The organism is Thermobifida alba (genome assembly GCF_023208015.1).
Lineage (GTDB): Bacteria > Actinomycetota > Actinomycetes > Streptosporangiales > Streptosporangiaceae > Thermobifida > Thermobifida alba.
Genome location: NZ_CP051627.1, coordinates 2,279,467 through 2,297,846, shown reverse-complemented (window position 1 = coordinate 2,297,846; position 18,380 = coordinate 2,279,467). Strand labels below are relative to the sequence as shown.

Annotated in this window: 12 protein-coding genes and 3 rRNA genes; 12 read left to right on the top strand and 3 right to left on the bottom strand. The window is 68.5% G+C overall.

Features of this window, described 5'->3' with window-relative positions:
• Positions 1-3: 3 nt before the first annotated feature.
• From FOF52_RS10160 to FOF52_RS10130, 7 genes are all read left to right on the top strand, one after another.
• Positions 4-2,223 carry a sensor histidine kinase gene (locus FOF52_RS10160; protein WP_248593572.1) on the top strand — a complete coding sequence of 740 codons (2,220 nt, stop codon included), beginning with the start codon at positions 4-6 and terminating at the stop codon, positions 2,221-2,223.
• Between the two features lie 181 nt (positions 2,224-2,404).
• Complete coding sequence (locus FOF52_RS10155; protein WP_248593571.1) at positions 2,405-2,827, top strand: roadblock/LC7 domain-containing protein; 423 nt, start codon at positions 2,405-2,407, stop codon at positions 2,825-2,827.
• On the top strand, positions 2,824-3,207 hold the full coding sequence (locus FOF52_RS10150; protein ID WP_248593570.1) for a DUF742 domain-containing protein: 384 nt from the start codon (positions 2,824-2,826) through the stop codon (positions 3,205-3,207). Before FOF52_RS10155 ends, FOF52_RS10150 begins: the two co-directional genes overlap by 4 nt.
• Positions 3,188-3,820 carry a GTP-binding protein gene (locus FOF52_RS10145; RefSeq protein ID WP_248593569.1) on the top strand — a complete coding sequence of 211 codons (633 nt, stop codon included), beginning with the start codon at positions 3,188-3,190 and terminating at the stop codon, positions 3,818-3,820. Before FOF52_RS10150 ends, FOF52_RS10145 begins: the two co-directional genes overlap by 20 nt.
• Before the next feature lie 94 nt (positions 3,821-3,914).
• Positions 3,915-4,847 carry a sirohydrochlorin chelatase gene (locus FOF52_RS10140; RefSeq protein WP_248593819.1) on the top strand — a complete coding sequence of 311 codons (933 nt, stop codon included), beginning with the start codon at positions 3,915-3,917 and terminating at the stop codon, positions 4,845-4,847.
• A gap of 104 nt (positions 4,848-4,951) precedes the next feature.
• Complete coding sequence (locus FOF52_RS10135; RefSeq protein WP_248593568.1) at positions 4,952-6,976, top strand: sensor histidine kinase; 2,025 nt, start codon at positions 4,952-4,954, stop codon at positions 6,974-6,976.
• Positions 6,973-7,326 (top strand): DUF742 domain-containing protein, encoded by a 354-nt coding sequence (locus FOF52_RS10130; protein ID WP_248593567.1) that lies wholly within the window; start codon positions 6,973-6,975, stop codon positions 7,324-7,326. Before FOF52_RS10135 ends, FOF52_RS10130 begins: the two co-directional genes overlap by 4 nt.
• Before the next feature lie 62 nt (positions 7,327-7,388).
• Here FOF52_RS10130 and FOF52_RS10125 read toward each other — a convergent pair whose 3' ends face one another.
• Genes FOF52_RS10125 through FOF52_RS10115 form a run of 3 tightly spaced genes read right to left on the bottom strand, consistent with a single transcriptional unit; the run spans position 7,389 to position 9,383 of the window.
• A complete protein-coding gene (locus tag FOF52_RS10125; RefSeq protein ID WP_248593818.1) occupies positions 7,389-7,964 on the bottom strand; it encodes a permease in 576 nt (191 codons plus the stop codon).
• A complete protein-coding gene (locus tag FOF52_RS10120) occupies positions 7,964-8,551 on the bottom strand; it encodes a TetR/AcrR family transcriptional regulator (RefSeq protein WP_248593566.1) in 588 nt (195 codons plus the stop codon). The genes FOF52_RS10125 and FOF52_RS10120 overlap by 1 nt, the downstream gene beginning before the upstream one ends.
• Positions 8,544-9,383 carry an alpha/beta fold hydrolase gene (locus tag FOF52_RS10115; protein WP_248593565.1) on the bottom strand — a complete coding sequence of 280 codons (840 nt, stop codon included), beginning with the start codon at positions 9,381-9,383 and terminating at the stop codon, positions 8,544-8,546. Before FOF52_RS10115 ends, FOF52_RS10120 begins: the two co-directional genes overlap by 8 nt.
• 155 nt (positions 9,384-9,538) lie before the next feature.
• Here FOF52_RS10115 and tyrS point away from each other — a divergent pair, with 155 nt between their 5' ends.
• The 5 genes from tyrS to FOF52_RS10090 all read left to right on the top strand — a co-directional run bounded on the left by tyrS (position 9,539) and on the right by FOF52_RS10090 (position 18,318).
• Positions 9,539-10,837, top strand: a complete 1,299-nt coding sequence (gene tyrS / locus FOF52_RS10110; RefSeq protein ID WP_248593564.1) for a tyrosine--tRNA ligase — start codon at positions 9,539-9,541, stop codon at positions 10,835-10,837.
• Between the two features lie 816 nt (positions 10,838-11,653).
• Positions 11,654-13,189, top strand: a 16S ribosomal RNA gene (locus tag FOF52_RS10105).
• 422 nt (positions 13,190-13,611) lie between these two features.
• Positions 13,612-16,709 (top strand): 23S ribosomal RNA (locus FOF52_RS10100).
• An 87-nt stretch (positions 16,710-16,796) separates the two neighbouring features.
• Positions 16,797-16,912: ribosomal RNA gene (rrf, locus tag FOF52_RS10095) — 5S ribosomal RNA — on the top strand.
• Together the 16S, 23S and 5S rRNA genes form the textbook arrangement of a ribosomal RNA operon.
• A gap of 158 nt (positions 16,913-17,070) precedes the next feature.
• On the top strand, positions 17,071-18,318 hold the full coding sequence (locus FOF52_RS10090) for a tetratricopeptide repeat protein (protein ID WP_248593563.1): 1,248 nt from the start codon (positions 17,071-17,073) through the stop codon (positions 18,316-18,318).
• Positions 18,319-18,380 lie beyond the last annotated feature (62 nt).

The following is an 18,380-nucleotide window of genomic DNA, read 5'->3' as shown; positions in this document are numbered from 1 at the left end:
GTCATGAGCGGGCCGGACGGCACCGGGCGCGGAATCAGAACACAGCTCAACAAGATCGTGCTGATCCCCGCGATCACCTTTCTCGTCCTGTTCGCCGTGTTGAGCGCGGCCACGGTGACCCAGGCGCTGGCGCTGCGCGCGGCCGCGGCCCAGAGCGAGGAGGGCATCCGCCTCTACGCCGCGCTGGTGGAACTGCAGCGGGAGCGCGAACTCGCCGTGCGGTACCTGGGGGACCCCTCCCCCGAGGCCCTGGGACTGCTGCGCGCCCAGCAGACGGCGGCCGACGAGGCGCTGACCGCGGTCGGCCTCACCGAGGACGACCTCGCCGAGGCCGACCTCCGCTCCGCGCTGAACGAACGGGAGACGCTGCGGGAGGACGTCGCCGCGCGGCGGACCGACCGCACCGACAGCCACCGGCGCTACAGCGCCGTCATCGCCGCGGGCATCGACCACTACGCGACGCACAGCCGGCAGTTCGACGACGGAGCCGCCGTGGCCGCGGGCGGCGTCCTCGTGCAGACCATGCGCACCCAGGAGACCTTCGCGCAGGCCGACGCGCTGATCGCCGGGGCGCGGGCCGCCGGTGAGCTCACCGAGGCCGACCGGATCGCGTTCTCCGGGCTGGTCAACGAACTGGAGCGGCGGCTCAACGAACTCCGGTGGGCCCTGGCCGAACCCGCCGCCCGGGACTACACGGCCCTGGCCCACTCCACCGAGTGGGACAGCATGGTCGACCGTGCGGGCCAGGTCGCCGGCTGGCGGCCGGCCGCGGAGTCCGAGGCCGCCGCGCTGCCGCCGGCCGTGGTCGGCTGGGAGGACGGCGCCGACAGCGTCAACGCCGGCCTCGTCGCGATGACCGAGACCCAGGCGCGGGCGACCGTCGACACGACCCGGGAGGCCAGCGTCCAAGTGCTCTCCACCGCGATCGGCGGGTCGATCCTGGCCCTGTTCGCGGGCGCGCTCGCCTACGGCATCGCCTCCAAGACCGCGGCCCGACTCACCGGCCGACTCTCCCGGCTGCGCCGCGACACCCTGGACCTGGCCGGGACCGAACTGCCGGAGATCGTCCGACGCCTCGAACGGGGGGAGGACGTCGACCTGGGGACGCAGCCGCGCCGACTCGACTACGGCGGCGACGAGATCGGCCAGGTCGCGGACGCGTTCAACACCGCCCAGCGCACGGCGGTGGCCGCGGCCGTCCGACAGGCCGAGATCCGCTCCGGAGCCAACCGGGTGTTCCTGGCCCTGGCCCACCGCGACCAGTCGCTGCTCCAGCGCCAACTGCGCTTGCTGGACCGGATCGAGCGCGAGGAGGAGGACCCGGACCTCCTGGAGCGCCTCTTCCAGCTGGACCATCTGGCGACCCGCGGCCGACGCAACGCGGAGAACCTGATCATCCTGGCCGGGGGGCAGCCGGGGCGGCGGTGGCGCGCCCCCGTCCCCCTGGTCGACGTGCTGCGCAGCGCCGTCTCCGAGGTCGAGGACTACGCCAGGGTCACCGTGCTCCCGACGCCGGACCTGGCGCTGCGCGGGGAGGGCGTCGCCGACGTCATCCACCTCTTCGCCGAACTCGTGGAGAACGCCGCCCGGTACTCGCCGCCGCACACCCGGGTCGAGGTGCACAGCGAGCGGGTGTCCAGGGGGGTGGCCGTCGAGATCAGGGACCAGGGCCTGGGCATGGGGGCGGAGGGCCTGGCCGAGGCCAACGAACGGCTCGCCGCCGTCCCCGAGTTCGACGTGGTGGCCCTGGACGAGAACGCCCGGCTGGGACTGTTCGTGGTGGCCCGCTTGGCGGCCAGGCACGACATCCAGGTGCGGCTGCGCGCCGGGGCGGACGGGGGGACCCAGGCGATCGTCCTGCTCCCGAACACTCTGGTGGCCGAGACCGTCCCGGAGGCCCCCGCCACCGGCCGGCGGGAGGCCGAGGGGGCCGCTGCACCGCCGCACGACCGTTCCCCCGCCACGCAGCGCACGGACGCCGAGGAGGCCCCCGCGGCCCGCAACGGCACGGACTCCCGTCCCCCGCTGCCCCGGCGTCGTCGGCAGACGCATCTCACCGTCCACCTGCGGGACGGGGACGGACCGCCGGACAGCCCGCCCGCCCCGGCGGGCGAACGCCGCTCGCCGGAGGAGGCGCGCCGGATGATGGAGGCCTTCCACCGCGGCACCCGCAGGGGACGCGACAGCGATCCGACGCGGTTCTCCGAGACCGTGACCGAGTAAGCGCTCCGGTGAGACGGCACGTGTTCGAGACCTCGTCGGCCCGCACCCGGCTCCGCGGACACGGGCCCGGGCCCGCGGCCCGGCCACCCGCCCGCGTGTACCGGGCCGGGAAGGGACCCCGGCCCGGTGAAGTACCGATCCGGAACCGCAGGAACTCACACGAAGAAGGAATGGGAAGCGGATGAGCAACGCCTCGGAAAACCTGAACTGGCTCCTCGACGACATGGTCGACCGGGTCGTGGGGGTGGACCACGCCATCGTGCTGTCCTCCGACGGTCTGCTCATCGGCAGGTCCCGGGACCTCACCGACGAGGACGGCGAACACCTGTCCGCGGTCGCGTCGGCCTTCCAGAGCCTGGCCCGCGGAACCAGTCGGCAGTTCAGGGGCGGCCGGGTGCTGCAGACCGTGGTGGAGATGGAGCACGCCTACCTGTTCGTCACGGCGGCGGGCGAGGGCGCGTGCCTGGCCGTCCTCGCGGACGAACAGGCCGACGTGGGGATGATCGCCTACGAGATGAACACCCGCATCAAGCAGGTCGGACAGTTCCTGACCAGTGCCCCGCGCTTTCCCGAGGCCGCCGACCGGGTACCGACCGGGTCATGAACGGCCGCCACCGCGCAGACCGAAGACCGGTGTGGGACGAGGCCGCGGGACCGCTGGTGCGTCCCTACACGGTGACCGGCGGCCGCACCCGTTCGGCGGAGAGCCGGCTGGACATGATCAGCGTCGTCGTCGCCTCGCGCCGCGAGGCCGACACCTCCCGGTTGCAGCCCGAGCACCTGTCGATCCTGCGGCTGTGCCGTTCTCCGCTGTCGGTGGCCGAGATCGCCGCCCACCTGGACCTGCCCATCACCGTGGTCAAGGTGCTGCTGGGGGACCTCGTCGCCCAGGGGTTCGTCCTGGCCCGAGCCCCGATGCCCCGGGCCGACGCGCCCGAGATGACCCTACTCCAGGCGGTTCTCGATGGCATTCGCAGACTCTGACGCGCCCACGGGCGCCTCGACGCTTCCGACCACGCTCAAGATCCTCGTCGCGGGTGGGTTCGGCGCGGGCAAGACCACGATGGTCGGCTCGGTCAGCGAGATCACCCCGCTCAGCACCGAGGAGGTGATGACCGAGGCCAGTCTGGGCGTGGACGACCTGTCCGGGGTGGAGAACAAGACCACGACCACGGTCGCGCTGGACTTCGGGCGGATCACCATCAGCTCCGAGCTGGTGCTGTACCTGTTCGGCACCCCGGGCCAGGAGCGGTTCTGGTTCATGTGGAACGAGCTGGCCGCGGGGGCGCTGGGCGCGGTGGTCATCGCCGACACCCGGCGGCTGGAGACCTGCTTCCCCTCGGTGGACTTCTTCGAACGGCGCGGCATCCCGTTCGTGGTGGCGGTGAACCACTTCGAGGACACCCCGGACCACACCGACGCGGAGATCCGCGAGGCGGTCGACCTCCCCGCGGACGTGCCCGTCGTGCTGGGCGACGCCCGTGACCGCGAGTCGTGCAAGGAGATGCTGACCACCCTGCTGCGGCACATCATGCGCCGCCGTGCGCTGGCCCGGACCGGTCCGGGCGCCGCGCAACGTGCCACAAGCATGGGATGATCCGTTACCACGGCGCGATCTTCACCACTGAGAATCGACCGTGACAGGCCCAGTACCTCCAGTCGTTACTATCACTCGCGTGAGTTCAGAGGGTATGCACAGTTCTGACAGGCTTCCTCCCCGCGTCACCCCTAGACGGCGTTCGGGACGGCACCGCGATCCGTTGTCCTTCGACAAGTGGGTGGGCACGCCACCCCTCGTCCTGGTCGCCTTCGGATCGTCCCGGGGCGAGACCGACGGCGCCGACTTCGCCACGGAGATGGTGGATCTCGTCCGCCCCTACCGGCCGGAGACCTCCCTGCACCTCGCCTACACCCAGGGAGAGGCGGACCACGTGTCCGAAGTCCTGGGTGACCTGGTGGCACAGCGGGACGGCGAGCAGAAGGCCGGCGCCGATCCGTGCGACGCGGTCATCGTCCCCCTGGTCGCGGGACCGCACCAGCCCACCCTGGCCGCGATCGACGAGGCGGTCCGGGCCACCGGCGTGCACGCCCGGGTCACCGACCCGCTGGGCCCGCACCCGATGCTCGCCGAGGCCCTGCACCTGCGCCTGGCCGAGGCCTCCTACGTGCGCGCCGACCGGATGCGGCTGATCAGCGTCGTCGCGCCCAGCGACACGATGGCCGACGGAGTGCTGGTCGGTTCGGTCGGCGGCCCCGACGCGCTCAACGCCGCGGGAATCACCGCCGTGCTGCTGGCCGCACGCCTGGGCGTGACGGTGCTCCCCGCGTCGCTGGACGACCCCGCACAGCTGGAGCAGGCGTTCGCCCAACTCGCCGCCGCCGGATGCCGCCGCCCGGTGATCGCGCCCAGCATCGTGGGACAGGAGTTCTCCGCCGCCGAGATCACCGCGCTGGCGAGCAAGCACGGGGCCCGGGCCAGCGCCCCGCTGGGAGCGAACACCATCACGGCCAAGATCGTGGCCCTGCGCTACGCCGAGATGCTCAACACCCTGGGAGTGGAGCAGCAGCCCACCCTGGAGGACCTGCCCGCACCGGTGGGATCGCGGCACCGCAAGGACAGCTGACCGCGTCGGACGCCGGTTTCCCACACAAAGCAATAACCGGTTGTCACAAAGTGGCCACCTAGAGCTACGGGTTTCGGTACGGTCGTCCCCTGAGGGGGAAGACCATGACCACGTGTAAGCACAACCCAGTCGGCAGAGGCGCCATCCGCAGCCAGCTCACCCGGATGGTGCTCATCCCCAGCCTCAGCTTCCTGCTGCTGTGGGCGCTGCTGACCGCCGCGGGCACCACCGGGGCGTTCCGCCTGGCCTCCTCGGTCCAGCGGGGCGAGGCCGCGATGGCGGCGTTCGACCTGATCGCCGCGGAACTGCGCGCCGAACGGAAGTCGACGCAGGTGTTCCTGGGCGACGGTTCCGCGGCGGCCCGCGACGCTCTGACGGAGGCCAGGCAGAACACCGACACGACCTTCGCCCGGCAGCGCGAACAGGCCGCCCTCCTGCTCGACTCCGACGACACCGAACTCGCGGACCGGGTCCGCGACTTCTTCGACGCCTGGAGGGGCCTGGCCGCGCTGCGGGAGGAGGTCGACCGTGGGGAGACCGACCGGGAGACGGCGCTCCAGGACTACACCGCGCTGGTCTCGGCGGTCCTGATGGTCGACGACGCCATCGTGGCCCGGCTGCACGGTGACGGCCCGCGCACCGACGGAGCCACCGCACTGCAGCTGATGTGGGCGCAGGACCGCTACGCCCAGGCCGACGCCCTGCTGGCCGGGGCGTTGGCCGCGGGCGCGATGGGGTACTCCGAGACCGCTCACTTCACCTTCCTCACCGCCTCCTACCGGGACACGCTCAACCGGACCGAACCGGAACTGAGCGAGCGGGCGCGCACCGCCCACCAGGCGCTGCACCAGTCCCCCTCGTGGATCCGGCTGCAGGAACTCAGCCTGCAGGTGCTGTCCCGCCCCCCGGTGGTCGACGCCTCCGGGGAGGCCGGGTTCAACACCGAGATCCCCGTGGACGCCGCGGAGTGGCAGCACGTCATGGAGGCCACCGAACCGGTGTTCCAGCACCTGGTCACCGCCCAGGCCACGACGGCGCTCGACGCGGCCGCGAGCGCGGCGGTGCGGGTCATCGTCGTAGACGTCGCGGGCTGCCTGGTCGTCCTCGTGGCGGGGGCCGCCGCCATCGTCTACGCGCTGCGTCTGGCCCGGCGGCTCACCGGCCGACTGCACCGGCTGTACACCGAGACGCTGGAGGTCGCCGACTCCCGGCTGCCCGAGATCGTCTCCAGGGCCGGGACCGGTTCCCGGGTGGACGTCACCGCCGAGCTGCCCGCGCTGCACCACGGGCAGGACGAGATCGGCAGGGTCGCCGACGCGTTCAACACCGCCCAGCGCACCGCGGTGGCCGCGGCCGTCCGGCAGGCGGAGATCCGTGAGGGGGCCAACCGGGTCTTCCTGGGGATCGCCCACCGCAACCAGACCCTCGTCCAGCGCCAGTTGCGCCTGCTCGACGAGATCGAGTCGGCCGAGGACGACCCCGTCGCCCTGCGTCGGCTGCTGCGCCTGGACCACCTGGTCACCCAGGGCCGCCGCTATGCCGACAACCTGCTCATCCTCGCCGGAGCCGACACGGCCCGCCGGTGGAAGGACCCGATGCCCCTGGTGGACGTGGTGCGTGCGGCGACCTCCGAGATCGAGGACTACGAGCGGGTGCGGCTGCGGTCCGTGGCCCGGGCCGGGGTCCGCGGGCACGCGGTGGCGGACGTCACCCACCTGCTCGCCGAACTGGTGGAGAACGCCGTCCACTTCTCCCCGGAGCCGGCACAGGTGGACGTCGACGCCAGGAACACGGACGACGGCGTGGTCGTGGAGGTGACGGACCGGGGGCTGGGGATGAGCGCCGAGCAGTACGCCGAGGCCAACGGCAGACTGGCCGAGCCGCCCGAGTTCGACGTGATGACCCTGCCCACCGAGCCCCGGCTCGGGCTGTTCGTGGTGGCCCGCCTGGCCGCCCGGCACGGTGTCGCCGTCCGGCTGGAGCCCTCGCCCTACGGGGGAGTCCTGGCCCGGGTGACGCTTCCCCCCGACCTGCTGACCGAGACGCCCGCCGCCTCCGCGGAGGAGGACGGAAGCGGGACGCCCCCGGAGGAGGAAGACGCCGCGGTCCAGCACGGAGCCCCGTCATGACCGCCGCCCCCGAATCCGACCCCGGACGGCTGCTGCGGCCGTTCGTGCTGACCTCCGGCGGCGTGGACGACACGGTGCCGGTGCTCGACCTGGCCAGCATGGTGGTGGCCGTCCGAAGCCCCGGCGACGGGGCGGAGGTCGACCCCGAGCGGGCCGCGGTGCTCCGGTTGTGTACGACCCCGCACTCCGTCGCCGAGGTCGCCGCGATGCTGGAGATCCCGCCCAGCCTGGCCCGGCTGCTGGTGAGCGGCATGGTCGCGGAGGGAGCCCTGGGCGTGGGCGCCCCGCCCGACTCCCATCCCACCGACGCCATGCTCCACGCGGTGCTGGAGGGACTGCGCGCGCTGTGAGAGGTCCGCCGCCCCTGTGCGGGCGGCGGACCGACGCGGGACGGGCGGCCGTCGGGGACGGCTCAGCCCAGGAGGTCCCAGAGGAACGAGCCCACGAGCAGCAGCGCCACGCCGAGCGAGTAGAGCACCGCACGGGTGCGGTGGGGGTGGTCGCGCAGTGTCCGCCACGCGTACAGCACCGTCCCCGCCACGACCAGCGTCCCCTCGACCAGGGCCGCCAGCAGCGGGGACTCCCACAGCCCCAGCCCCAGGTACGGGAGGCCGCCCGCGCCTCCCGGCAGGACCGCGATGTCCGGCCGGTGCACCAGCAGGTCCAGCAGCCAGTGACTGAAGACCACGGCTCCCACGATCCACCCGGCGTCCGGCCCCCACCGGTTCCGCGCCGCCAGGTGGACCAGCAGCCCCAGGAGCGTGCAGAGGAGCGCGGCGGACAGCAGTGCGTGCGAGTAGGGCGCGTTGATCAGCAGCGACCCGTAGCCCGAGTGCCCCGCGACCGGTTCCAGGCCCTCGACCCCGGCGGCGGCCAGGGGAAGGAACAGGAGGTCGGGCGCCTGGGAGGCGACCAGGAGCACCCCCAGGGGCAGTTCGGGCCGCCACGCCTTCACCATCCCCGAGACCCCGAAGTGTCCCGCCAGCATCACCGCACCGTCCTCTCCGCGGTCGTGTCCCAGGTCAGCAGGGAGCGCAGGAGCATCTCGACCAGGACGTCGAAGCTGTGGCCGACGTCCTGGGGAAGCCCGAAGCCGCCGTCGGCCTCCAGCGCGACGAAGCCGTGCAGGGCGCTGCGGATCGCTCGGATCGCGTCGACCATCGCCTCCTGCGGCAGGTCGAAGCCGCGCAGTACGGCGATGATGACCTCCAGCACCGACTGCGCCGCGGCCTGCCCCCGCGGGTCGTCGGGGTCCGGGGCCCGTTGCAGGGCCGCGTACCGGCCGGGGTGCCGTCGCGCGTAGTCGCGGTAGGCGCGGGCCAGGGAGCGCAGCGCCTCCGGTCCGGACCGTCCCAGGACCGCCCGGCCGATCACCTCGGCGAACTCGTGGGAGCAGCGGACGTGCAGTGCACCGCGGAGGCCGTCCAGCCCGGACACGTGCTTGTACAGGCTGGGCACGGTCACGCCCAGCCGCTTGGCCACCGCGGAGAGGGTCAGGCGTGCGTACCCCTCCTCGTCGCTGACCCGGGCCGCCTCCTCCACCACGACGGTGGTGCTCAGCCCTGCCCTAGCCACGGCTCACCCGTTCGGCGAAGGCCAGCACCGCCGGGGTGACCAGGTCGGGGCGCTGCTCGTGCGGGTAGTGGCCCGCGTCGGGGACCATGAGCACCTCGGCTCCGATCCGGTCGCGGATCCACGCCGCCTCGGCCGCGGGGTCCTTCCAGTCCGGGTCGGCCTCTCCCATCACGACCAGCGCGGGGGCGGCGATCTCGGAGAGCCGTGCGGTCACCGGCGCGTGGGTGGTCTCGGTCATGGTCCGCCTGATCGCCCGGTAGCGGTCGCGGGAGCGCAGCGCGGCCAGGACGGCGGCTTCGTGCTCGGCGTGCCCCTCGGGGGTGCGTCCCGGGTACAGCTTGGCCAGGTAGCTCCTGAGCAGGGCCGGGCCCCAGGGGCGCAGCAGCATCGGCCGCAGGAGGAGGCGCAGGGCCGCCCCGCCCCGCGCGTCCCGCAGGAAGGGGCCCACGAGCACCAGGCCGGACACCAGGTCCGGCCGCTGCGCGGCGGCCCACGCGGCGGCGGCCGCCCCCATCGAGTTGCCCACCAGCAGGGCGGGAGCGCCGTCCAGTTCGGCGATGAGGGCGATGAGGTCGGATCCCGTGGCCTCGTCGCCGTAGACGTCGAAGGAGGTGTCGCTGTCGCCGTGACCGCGGAGGTCCGTGACGGCGACCCGGTGGCCCCGGGCGGCGAGTGCCGGGGCGAGGAAACGGAAACTCGTGCGTGTCGATCCCATGCCGGGGACGCACACGGCGAGCGGTCCGGCGTGGTCGGCGCCGTGGAGGTCGTAGGCGATGCGTCCGCGCTGGCGGCGGAGGAACCTCGGGGCGGCGACTCCGTGGTTAAAGGCCATAGCTTCGAGGTTAATGTCATTAACCAGCGGTGGCAAGGGCGCGGCCGGAAAACCGCCGCGCCGGTTTCCGCGGCGAGCCGATACCGTAGAGGAGCGGCCGGCAGACTCCCAGACGGCCCGGCCGCGCGAACCGGAGAGCCCTACGGAAAGACCCCATGACCGACATCATCGACGACCTGCAGTGGCGCGGACTCATCGCACAGACCACCGACCTTGACGACCTGCGCAAGGCGCTCGCCGATGGTCCGGTCACCCTCTATTGCGGCTTCGACCCCACAGCGGGGAGCCTGCACGTCGGGCACCTGACCCAGGCCCTCACCCTGGCCCGCTTCCAGCGGGCGGGGCACCGGCCGATCGCCCTCGTCGGGGGAGGCACCGGGTTGATCGGCGACCCCAAGCCCACCGCGGAGCGCACCCTCAACTCGGCGGAGACCGTTCGGGAGTGGGTCGGCACCCTGGGGCGGCAGCTCTCGGCGTTCCTGGAGTTCACCCCCGAGGGCGCGACGCCGCGCCCCACCGACGCCGTCCTCGTGGACAACGCCGAGTGGCTCGGGAAGCTGAGCGCGATCAGCCTGCTGCGCGACGTCGGCAAGCACTTCAGCATCAACCAGATGCTGGCCCGGGAGACCGTCCGCAGCCGCCTCGACGGCGCGGGGATGAGCTACACCGAGTTCAGCTACGTGCTGCTGCAGTCCTACGACTACGTGGAGCTGTACCGCAGGTACGGCTGCACGCTCCAGATCGGCGGCAGCGACCAGTGGGGCAACATCACCGCCGGCCTGGACCTGATCCGCCGGATGGACGGCAACGAGCCGCACGGTCCCGCGCACGCGCTCACCACCAACCTGCTCACCAAGGCCGACGGCACCAAGTTCGGCAAGACCGAGAGCGGCGCGGTGTGGCTGGACCCCGAGCTGACCAGCCCGTACGCCTTCTACCAGTTCTGGTTCAACTCCGACGACCGGGACGTCTCCCGCTACCTGCGCATCTTCAGCTTCCGTTCCCGCGAGGAGATCGAGGAGCTGGAACGGCAGACCGCCGAGCGGCCCGCCGCACGCGCGGCCCAGCGGGCCCTGGCCGAGGAGCTGACCACTCTGGTCCACGGGGAGCAGGAGTGCCGCAACGTCGTCGAGGCCAGCCGGGCGCTGTTCGGGCAGGGAGCGTTGGCTGACCTGAACCCGGCCACCCTCGGGGCCGCCCTGGCCGAGGTGCCCCACGTCGAACTCGCGGGGCCGGTGGACGAACTCCCGCCCGTGGTGGACCTGCTGGCGGCCACCGGGCTGGTGCCCAGCAAGTCGGCGGCCCGCCGCGCGGTCCAGGAGGGCGGTGCCTACCTGAACAACGCCAAGGTCACCGACATCGAGGCACGGGTCGGTGAGGAGGACCTCCTGCACGGGCGCTACCTGGTACTCCGCCGGGGCAAGCGCAACGTCGGCGGGGTCGTGGTGCGGTAGGAGACGACAACGCACGGGGAGCGCCCCCACCGGCCGGCCGAGAATTTTCCGCGAGGGAGGTTTGCCGGCTCGGGGGTGGGGGCAGGGAATCTCGTGCGAACAGAACAAGCCTGACATGTCGTACGGACTCCTCGTCTGTGCGATCCCCAAGGCGACGAGACCTGTACCAAGGTCCCCGGCCTCGCTGACCTGGGGTGATACCGGGTTGCGGAGGATCGTTTGACATGCCTTGGATGACAAACTAAGCTTGCGCAGGCGTTACGGGCGATGCATCGGCCACCGTGGTGGCACAGACGCCCGTGAGCGCCTGAGAGGCCGCGGCCGAGGCACTCGCCGAGGCTGGTAACCTCTCTCAGCGATCCCCTCCGGTCAGGAGGGGGGAATGCCAGAAGCTGAATCCGGAGCCGGTCAGGCTCGGTGAAAGAGACTGGTATTCTGAAAAGGAATTCGAGGAAAGGCCGCAGGGCCTGGAATCGGATTCAGGCCCTTCTCGGTGGTTTTCTGGTTCGGCGTGGATTTGCGTCGGGGCGGGGGGCTGCTAGGGTCGGGGCCGGATCAAGCGGAGATGCCGTGGCTGGGGAAGAGCTCCCGGGTGGGGGTTTGTAGACGGTCGGCGGTTGTTTCTTGAGAACTCAACAGCGCGTGTTTGTTTCTTTACAGCCGAGTTTGTGTTGTTTTGGCTCCTTCCATCCCTCGTGTGGGGGTGGGGGTTCCTTTGATCGGCACCCTTGGGGTGTCGGGCTTGGGTTGAGCCTCTCTTGATAGGTGTGCCGCTTCCGCACCCCCGGTGGGGTGTGGGGGTTGGTGTTTAGGCCTTTGATGGAGAGTTTGATCCTGGCTCAGGACGAACGCTGGCGGCGTGCTTAACACATGCAAGTCGAGCGGTAAGGCCCCTTCGGGGGTACACGAGCGGCGAACGGGTGAGTAACACGTGAGTAACCTGCCCCTGACTCTGGGATAAGCCCGGGAAACCGGGTCTAATACCGGATACGACTTCTCACTGCATGGTGGGGGGTGGAAAGGTTTGTTCCGGTTGGGGATGGGCTCGCGGCCTATCAGCTTGTTGGTGGGGTGATGGCCTACCAAGGCGATGACGGGTAGCCGGCCTGAGAGGGCGACCGGCCACACTGGGACTGAGACACGGCCCAGACTCCTGCGGGAGGCAGCAGTGGGGAATATTGCGCAATGGGCGGAAGCCTGACGCAGCGACGCCGCGTGGGGGATGACGGCCTTCGGGTTGTAAACCTCTTTTACCACTCACGAAGGCTCCCAGTGTTCTGGGGGTTGACGGTAGGTGGTGAATAAGGACCGGCTAACTACGTGCCAGCAGCCGCGGTAATACGTAGGGTCCGAGCGTTGTCCGGAATTATTGGGCGTAAAGAGCTCGTAGGCGGCCTGTCGCGTCTGCTGTGAAAGTCCGGGGCTTAACTTCGGGTGTGCAGTGGATACGGGCAGGCTTGAGGTAGGTAGGGGAGACTGGAATTCCTGGTGTAGCGGTGAAATGCGCAGATATCAGGAGGAACACCGGTGGCGAAGGCGGGTCTCTGGGCCTTACCTGACGCTGAGGAGCGAAAGCGTGGGGAGCGAACAGGATTAGATACCCTGGTAGTCCACGCCGTAAACGTTGGGCGCTAGGTGTGGGGACTTTCCACGGTTTCCGTGCCGTAGCTAACGCATTAAGCGCCCCGCCTGGGGAGTACGGCCGCAAGGCTAAAACTCAAAGGAATTGACGGGGGCCCGCACAAGCGGCGGAGCATGTTGCTTAATTCGACGCAACGCGAAGAACCTTACCAAGGTTTGACATCACCGGTAATCCTCCAGAGATGGGGGGTCCTTCGGGGATCGGTGACAGGTGGTGCATGGCTGTCGTCAGCTCGTGTCGTGAGATGTTGGGTTAAGTCCCGCAACGAGCGCAACCCCTGTTCCATGTTGCCAGCACGTGATGGTGGGGACTCATGGGAGACTGCCGGGGTCAACTCGGAGGAAGGTGGGGACGACGTCAAGTCATCATGCCCCTTATGTCTTGGGCTGCAAACATGCTACAATGGCCGGTACAGAGGGCGTGCGATGTCGTGAGGCGGAGCGAATCTCTTAAAGCCGGTCTCAGTTCGGATTGGGGTCTGCAACTCGACCCCATGAAGGTGGAGTCGCTAGTAATCGCGGATCAGCAACGCCGCGGTGAATACGTTCCCGGGCCTTGTACACACCGCCCGTCACGTCACGAAAGTCGGCAACACCCGAAACGCGTGGCCTAACCCCTTGGGGAGGGAGCGTGTGAAGGTGGGGCTGGTGATTGGGACGAAGTCGTAACAAGGTAGCCGTACCGGAAGGTGCGGCTGGATCACCTCCTTTCTAAGGAGCTTGTGGTGCCGACCGGATTGTCGTGGGTCGGCGAGCTCGACAGTGGAACCCGCTTCCGTGCCTCGTCTGGGGTGTGGGGGTGTGGTACTCGGGTGTGAAGAGATGAACTTTTCCCTGCTTGGTGCTGGTTTCTTGGTGGAGCCGGTGTTGGGTGGGGGCGCGCTGTTGGGTGTCTGAGGGAGCAACCGTTCCTCTGCGCCGGTGTCCTGTGGTGGGGTGTTGCCTCGTGTGTGGGGTGGGGCCTTGCTGGTGGGGCTGGGTGTGGGGGGTGGGTGTTTCCGCGGGTGCCATCCCGGCGAACTCCGGATGGGTTCGGTTGGACTGGGTTCTGGTGGGCCTGTCTGGTGGTGGTCGGGTGTGTGGCTGGTTGTTTGATTTGTGGATAGTGTGCGCGAGCATCTTGTTTCTGTGGTGGCCAAGCGAGTGTGGCATACGGTGGATGCCTTGGCACCAGGCGCCGATGAAGGACGTGGGAGGCCGCGATAGTCCACGGGGAGTTGTCAACCGAGCGGTGATCCGTGGGTGTCCGAATGGGGAAACCTGGCGTGCGTGATGGCACGTCGCCGCTGTCTGAATGTATAGGGCAGTTGGTGGTGACGCGGGGAAGTGAAACATCTCAGTACCCGTAGGAAGAGAAAACAATAGTGATTCCCTGAGTAGTGGTGAGCGAAAGGGGAGGATGGCTAAACCGCGTGCGTGGTAAAGACGGCAGTCGTTGCGTGTGTGGGGTTGTGGGGCGTGTCCGGTTCCATCTGCCGGTGGGACGCGGTGATGGCTCGGCTAGTCGAAACCGGTGGGAAACGGTACCGTAGTGGGTGAGAGTCCCGTAGGCGAAGGCTGGGTCTAGTCGTGGGGCGCGTGCCCGAGTAGCGCGGAGCTCGAGGAATTCCGTGTGAATCTGGCAGGACCACCTGCTAAGCCTGAATACGTCCTGGTGACCGATAGTGGACGAGTACCGTGAGGGAAAGGTGAAAAGTGCCCCGGTGAGGGGTTGTGAAAGAGTACCTGAAACCGTGTGCTGTCAAGCCGTCAGAGCCTGTCTTTTGGGGTGGGTGATGGCGTGCCTTTTGCAGAATGAGCCTGCGAGTCATGGTGTGTGGCGAGGTTAACCCGGGTGGGGGAGCCGTAGCGAAAGCGAGTCTGAAGAGGGCGTTGAGTCGCATGCTGTGGACCCGAAGCGGGGTGATCTACCCATGTCCAGGGTGAAGCGGGGGTAAGACCTCGTGGAGGCCCGAACCCACCAGGGTTGAAAACCTGGGGGATGAGGTGTGGGTAGGGGTGAAAGGCCAATCAAACTCCGTGATAGCTGGTTCTCCCCGAAATGCATTTAGGTGCAGCGTCGCGTGTGCTTGCCGGAGGTAGAGCGACTGGTTGGCTGATGGGCCCGACAAGGTTACTGAGGTCAGCTAAACTCCGAATGCCGGTGAAGTTGAGCGCGGCAGTGAGACTACGGGGGATAAGCTTCGTGGTCGAGAGGGAAACAGCCCAGATCATCGGCTAAGGCCCCTAAGCGTGTGCTAAGTGGAAAAGGTTGTGGAGTTGCTGTGACAGCCAGGAGGTTGGCTTAGAAGCAGCCATCCTTGAAAGAGTGCGTAATAGCTCACTGGTCGAGTGATTGTGCGCCGATAATGTAGCGGGGCTTAAGCACACCGCCGAAGCCGTGGATGCCGGTGCCTCTGTGGGGGTGTCGGTGTGGTAGGGGAGCGTCCTGCGTGGGGTGAAGCTGCGGAGTGATCCTGTGGTGGACTGCGTGGGAGTGAGAATGCAGGCATGAGTAGCGTTACCGGTGTGAGAAACACCGGCGCCGATTGACTAAGGGTTCCTGGGGCAGGTTAATCCGCCCAGGGTGAGTCGGGGCCTAAGGCGAGGCCGACAGGCGTAGTCGATGGATAACGGGTTGATATTCCCGTACCCGTCCGCATGCGCCCAGTACCGAGGCTTCTGATGCTAACCACCACCGGCTGGTGCAGTGCCTTCGGGTGTTGTGGCTGGTCGGCGTGGGATCCGAGGGGGTAGTAGGTAAGTGATGGGGTGACGCAGGGGGGTAGCTCTACCGGGCGGTGGTTGTCCCGGGTCAAGCGTGTAGCCTGGAGCATAGGTAAATCCGTGTTCCGTGACGGGTGAGGCGTGATGTCGAGGCGTTGAGCCGAAGTGAGTGATCCCGTGCTGCCGAGAAAAGCCTCTAGCGAGTGTGTGGACGGCCCGTACCCGAAACCGACGCAGGTGGTCTGGTAGAGAATACCGAGGCGTTCGGGTGAACCATGGTTAAGGAACTCGGCAAATTGTCCCCGTAACTTTGGGAGAAGGGGAGCCCTGTCTGGTGATGGACTTCGCGTCCGGAGCTGGGTGGGGTCGCAGAGGCCAGGGGGAAGCGACTGTTTACTAAAAACACAGGTCCGTGCGAAGTCGTAAGACGCGGTATACGGACTGACGCCTGCCCGGTGCCGGAACGTTAAGAGGACTGGTTAGGTGGGTTTCGGCCTGCCGACGCTGGGAATCTAAGCGCCGGTAAACGGCGGTGGTAACTATAACCATCCTAAGGTAGCGAAATTCCTTGTCGGGTAAGTTCCGACCTGCACGAATGGCGTAACGACTTCCCCGCTGTCTCAACCGTGGGCCCGGTGAAATTGCACTACGAGTAAAGATGCTCGTTTCGCGCAGCAGGACGGAAAGACCCCGGGACCTTCACTATAGCTTGACATTGGTGTTTGGGATGGCTTGTGTAGGATAGGTGGGAGCCGGTGAAGCTCGGACGCCAGTTCGGGTGGAGGCGTTGGTGAAATACCACTCTGGCTGTTTCGGGCATCTAACCTGGGACCGTGATCCGGTTCGGGGACAGTGTCTGGTGGGTAGTTTAACTGGGGCGGTTGCCTCCTAAAGGGTAACGGAGGCGCCCAAAGGTTCCCTCAGCCTGGTTGGCAATCAGGTGGTGAGTGTAAGTGCACAAGGGAGCTTGACTGTGAGACGGACGTGTCGAGCAGGTGCGAAAGCAGGGACTAGTGATCCGGCGTCGGCGTGTGGAAGCGGCGTCGCTCAACGGCTAAAAGGTACCCCGGGGATAACAGGCTGATCTTCCCCAAGAGTCCGTATCGACGGGATGGTTTGGCACCTCGATGTCGGCTCGTCGCATCCTGGGGCTGGAGTTGGTCCCAAGGGTTGGGCTGTTCGCCCATTAAAGCGGCACGCGAGCTGGGTTTAGAACGTCGTGAGACAGTTCGGTCCCTATCCGCTGCGCGCGTTGGAGACTTGAGAAGGGCTGTCCCTAGTACGAGAGGACCGGGATGGACGAACCTCTGGTGTGCCAGTTGTTCCGCCAGGAGCATGGCTGGTTGGCTACGTTCGGGAGAGATAACCGCTGAAAGCATCTAAGCGGGAAGCTTGCTTCGAGATGAGGTCTCCTGCCACCGTGAGTGGGTAAGGCTCCCCAGAGATGATGGGGTTGATAGGCCGGATGTGGAAGCCTTGTGAGGGGTGGAGCTGACCGGTACTAATCGGCCGAGGGCTTGTCCACCGCAGATACAAGGTGTTCGCGCACACGAATCCATGAGTAGGTTTCCCTGCTCGTCCCCCGTGTGGGGGGTGGGTGTGGGGTGAGGGTTACGGCGGTCATAGCGGGCGGGGTCCACCCGGTCCCTTTCCGAACCCGGTCGTTAAGCCGTCCAGCGCCGATGGTACTGCCCTGTGGTGGGGTGGGAGAGTAGGTCGCCGCCGTACACACACATTGATGGGGGCCGCCCCGAACGGGGCGGCCCTTTCGCATTTCTTCTGTATCAAGCAGGATGCACCGATACCGTAGAGTTGACGTGCATCTTTGGATCACTTCGCGCTGCTACGGAGAAGTGGCAGCGTTTTTGACTGTTTACGGACGGAACATGACTGACGACAGCCGATCGGAGAGGCGCGACGGCTCCGGAGCCCGAAACCGGAAAGGTTTCCGATCTGGCGAACAAGGTCACGGACGCCGCGGGGGCTTCCGGTCCGGCTACGACAACAACAGAGGTCGGGGAAACTCCGGCCAGGGCCGCCGTTCCTGGCGCAACCGGGACGACGAGCACGGTGACCGCCGTGACAAGCGCCAACAGCAGTACCGTGACGCCGAGGGCCGCGGGGACGCAGACCGTCGCGAGCAGTCCGGAGGCGAGACCTCGCCCCGGGGGCGGGACGGACACCGGCGCGGCCAGCAGCACGGCCGACGCCGGGACGAGCGACGGGGACGTGCCGGTGGAAACCGCTACGACCGTCCCCGCCGGGAGCGGACCGAGCGGACCGAAGGACAGGAGCCCCGCCCGGCGGAAGAGCCGAGCGCCGCGCAGGAGGCCGCTCCGCAGCTGCCCGAGAACGCCCTCCCGCACCGCCTGGACCAGGAAATCCGCAACGAACTGCGCACCCTGCCCAAGTCGCTGGCCGACCTGGTGGCCAAGCACCTGGTCGCCGCGGGCGACCTGCTCGACCAGGACCCCGAACGCGCCTACCAGCACGCCCTCCACGCACGCCGCAGAGCCGCCCGGGTCGGCGCGGTGCGTGAGGCGGCCGGTGTCGCGGCCTACATGACGGGCCGATGGCAGGAGGCGCTGTCGGAACTGCGTGCCGCGCGTCGCATCACGGGCCAGGACACCTACCTCCCCATGATCGCCGACTGCGAACGGGGCGTCGGACGGCCCGAACGCGCCCTGGAGATCGCGCGTGAGGCCCCCCTCGACCGGTTGGACACGGCGGACCAGGTCGAGTTGCGGATCGTCGCCTCGGGGGCGCGCCGCGACATGGGCGACCTCCAGGGGGCCCTGGTCGAACTGCAGTGTCCGCAGCTTAAGGAGCGGCGCGCCCGCCCCTGGGCGGCGCGGCTGTTCTACGCCTACGCCGACGTCCTGGCGGAACTGGGCCGTGAGGAGGAGGCCCGCGAGTACTTCTCCCGCGCCTCCGCCGTGGACCGGGACGGCGTCACCGACTCCGACGAGCGACTGGCCGCCCTCGAAGGGCTGGAGATCGTCGACGTCGGCGACGACGTGGTGTGGAGCGATGCGGAGGACCCCGACTTCGACGACTCCGGAGAGCCGGACGGGCAGGAGACGGAGCTCTCCGCCCCGGTGCCCCACCCGAAGGAACAGAACGACACCCCCTAGTCCGTCCCTCCCGTCGACCCGTTCCGGTGCGGCCGCCACAGGCCGCACCGGAACCGCACCCG

Bases quoted from the DNA above. Each gene is read 5' to 3' on its own strand.
- FOF52_RS10130 (WP_248593567.1), top strand. From the start codon at position 6,973: ATGACCGCCGCCCCCGAATCCGACCCCGGACGGCTGCTGCGGCCGTTC.
- FOF52_RS10115 (WP_248593565.1), bottom strand. From the start codon at position 9,383: ATGGCCTTTAACCACGGAGTCGCCGCCCCGAGGTTCCTCCGCCGCCAG.
- FOF52_RS10090 (WP_248593563.1), top strand. From the start codon at position 17,071: ATGACTGACGACAGCCGATCGGAGAGGCGCGACGGCTCCGGAGCCCGA.
- FOF52_RS10125 (WP_248593818.1), bottom strand. From the start codon at position 7,964: ATGCTGGCGGGACACTTCGGGGTCTCGGGGATGGTGAAGGCGTGGCGG.
- FOF52_RS10135 (WP_248593568.1), top strand. From the start codon at position 4,952: ATGACCACGTGTAAGCACAACCCAGTCGGCAGAGGCGCCATCCGCAGC.
- tyrS (WP_248593564.1), top strand. From the start codon at position 9,539: ATGACCGACATCATCGACGACCTGCAGTGGCGCGGACTCATCGCACAG.
- FOF52_RS10140 (WP_248593819.1), top strand. From the start codon at position 3,915: ATGCACAGTTCTGACAGGCTTCCTCCCCGCGTCACCCCTAGACGGCGT.
- FOF52_RS10145 (WP_248593569.1), top strand. From the start codon at position 3,188: ATGGCATTCGCAGACTCTGACGCGCCCACGGGCGCCTCGACGCTTCCG.
- FOF52_RS10155 (WP_248593571.1), top strand. From the start codon at position 2,405: ATGAGCAACGCCTCGGAAAACCTGAACTGGCTCCTCGACGACATGGTC.
- FOF52_RS10150 (WP_248593570.1), top strand. From the start codon at position 2,824: ATGAACGGCCGCCACCGCGCAGACCGAAGACCGGTGTGGGACGAGGCC.
- FOF52_RS10160 (WP_248593572.1), top strand. From the start codon at position 4: ATGAGCGGGCCGGACGGCACCGGGCGCGGAATCAGAACACAGCTCAAC.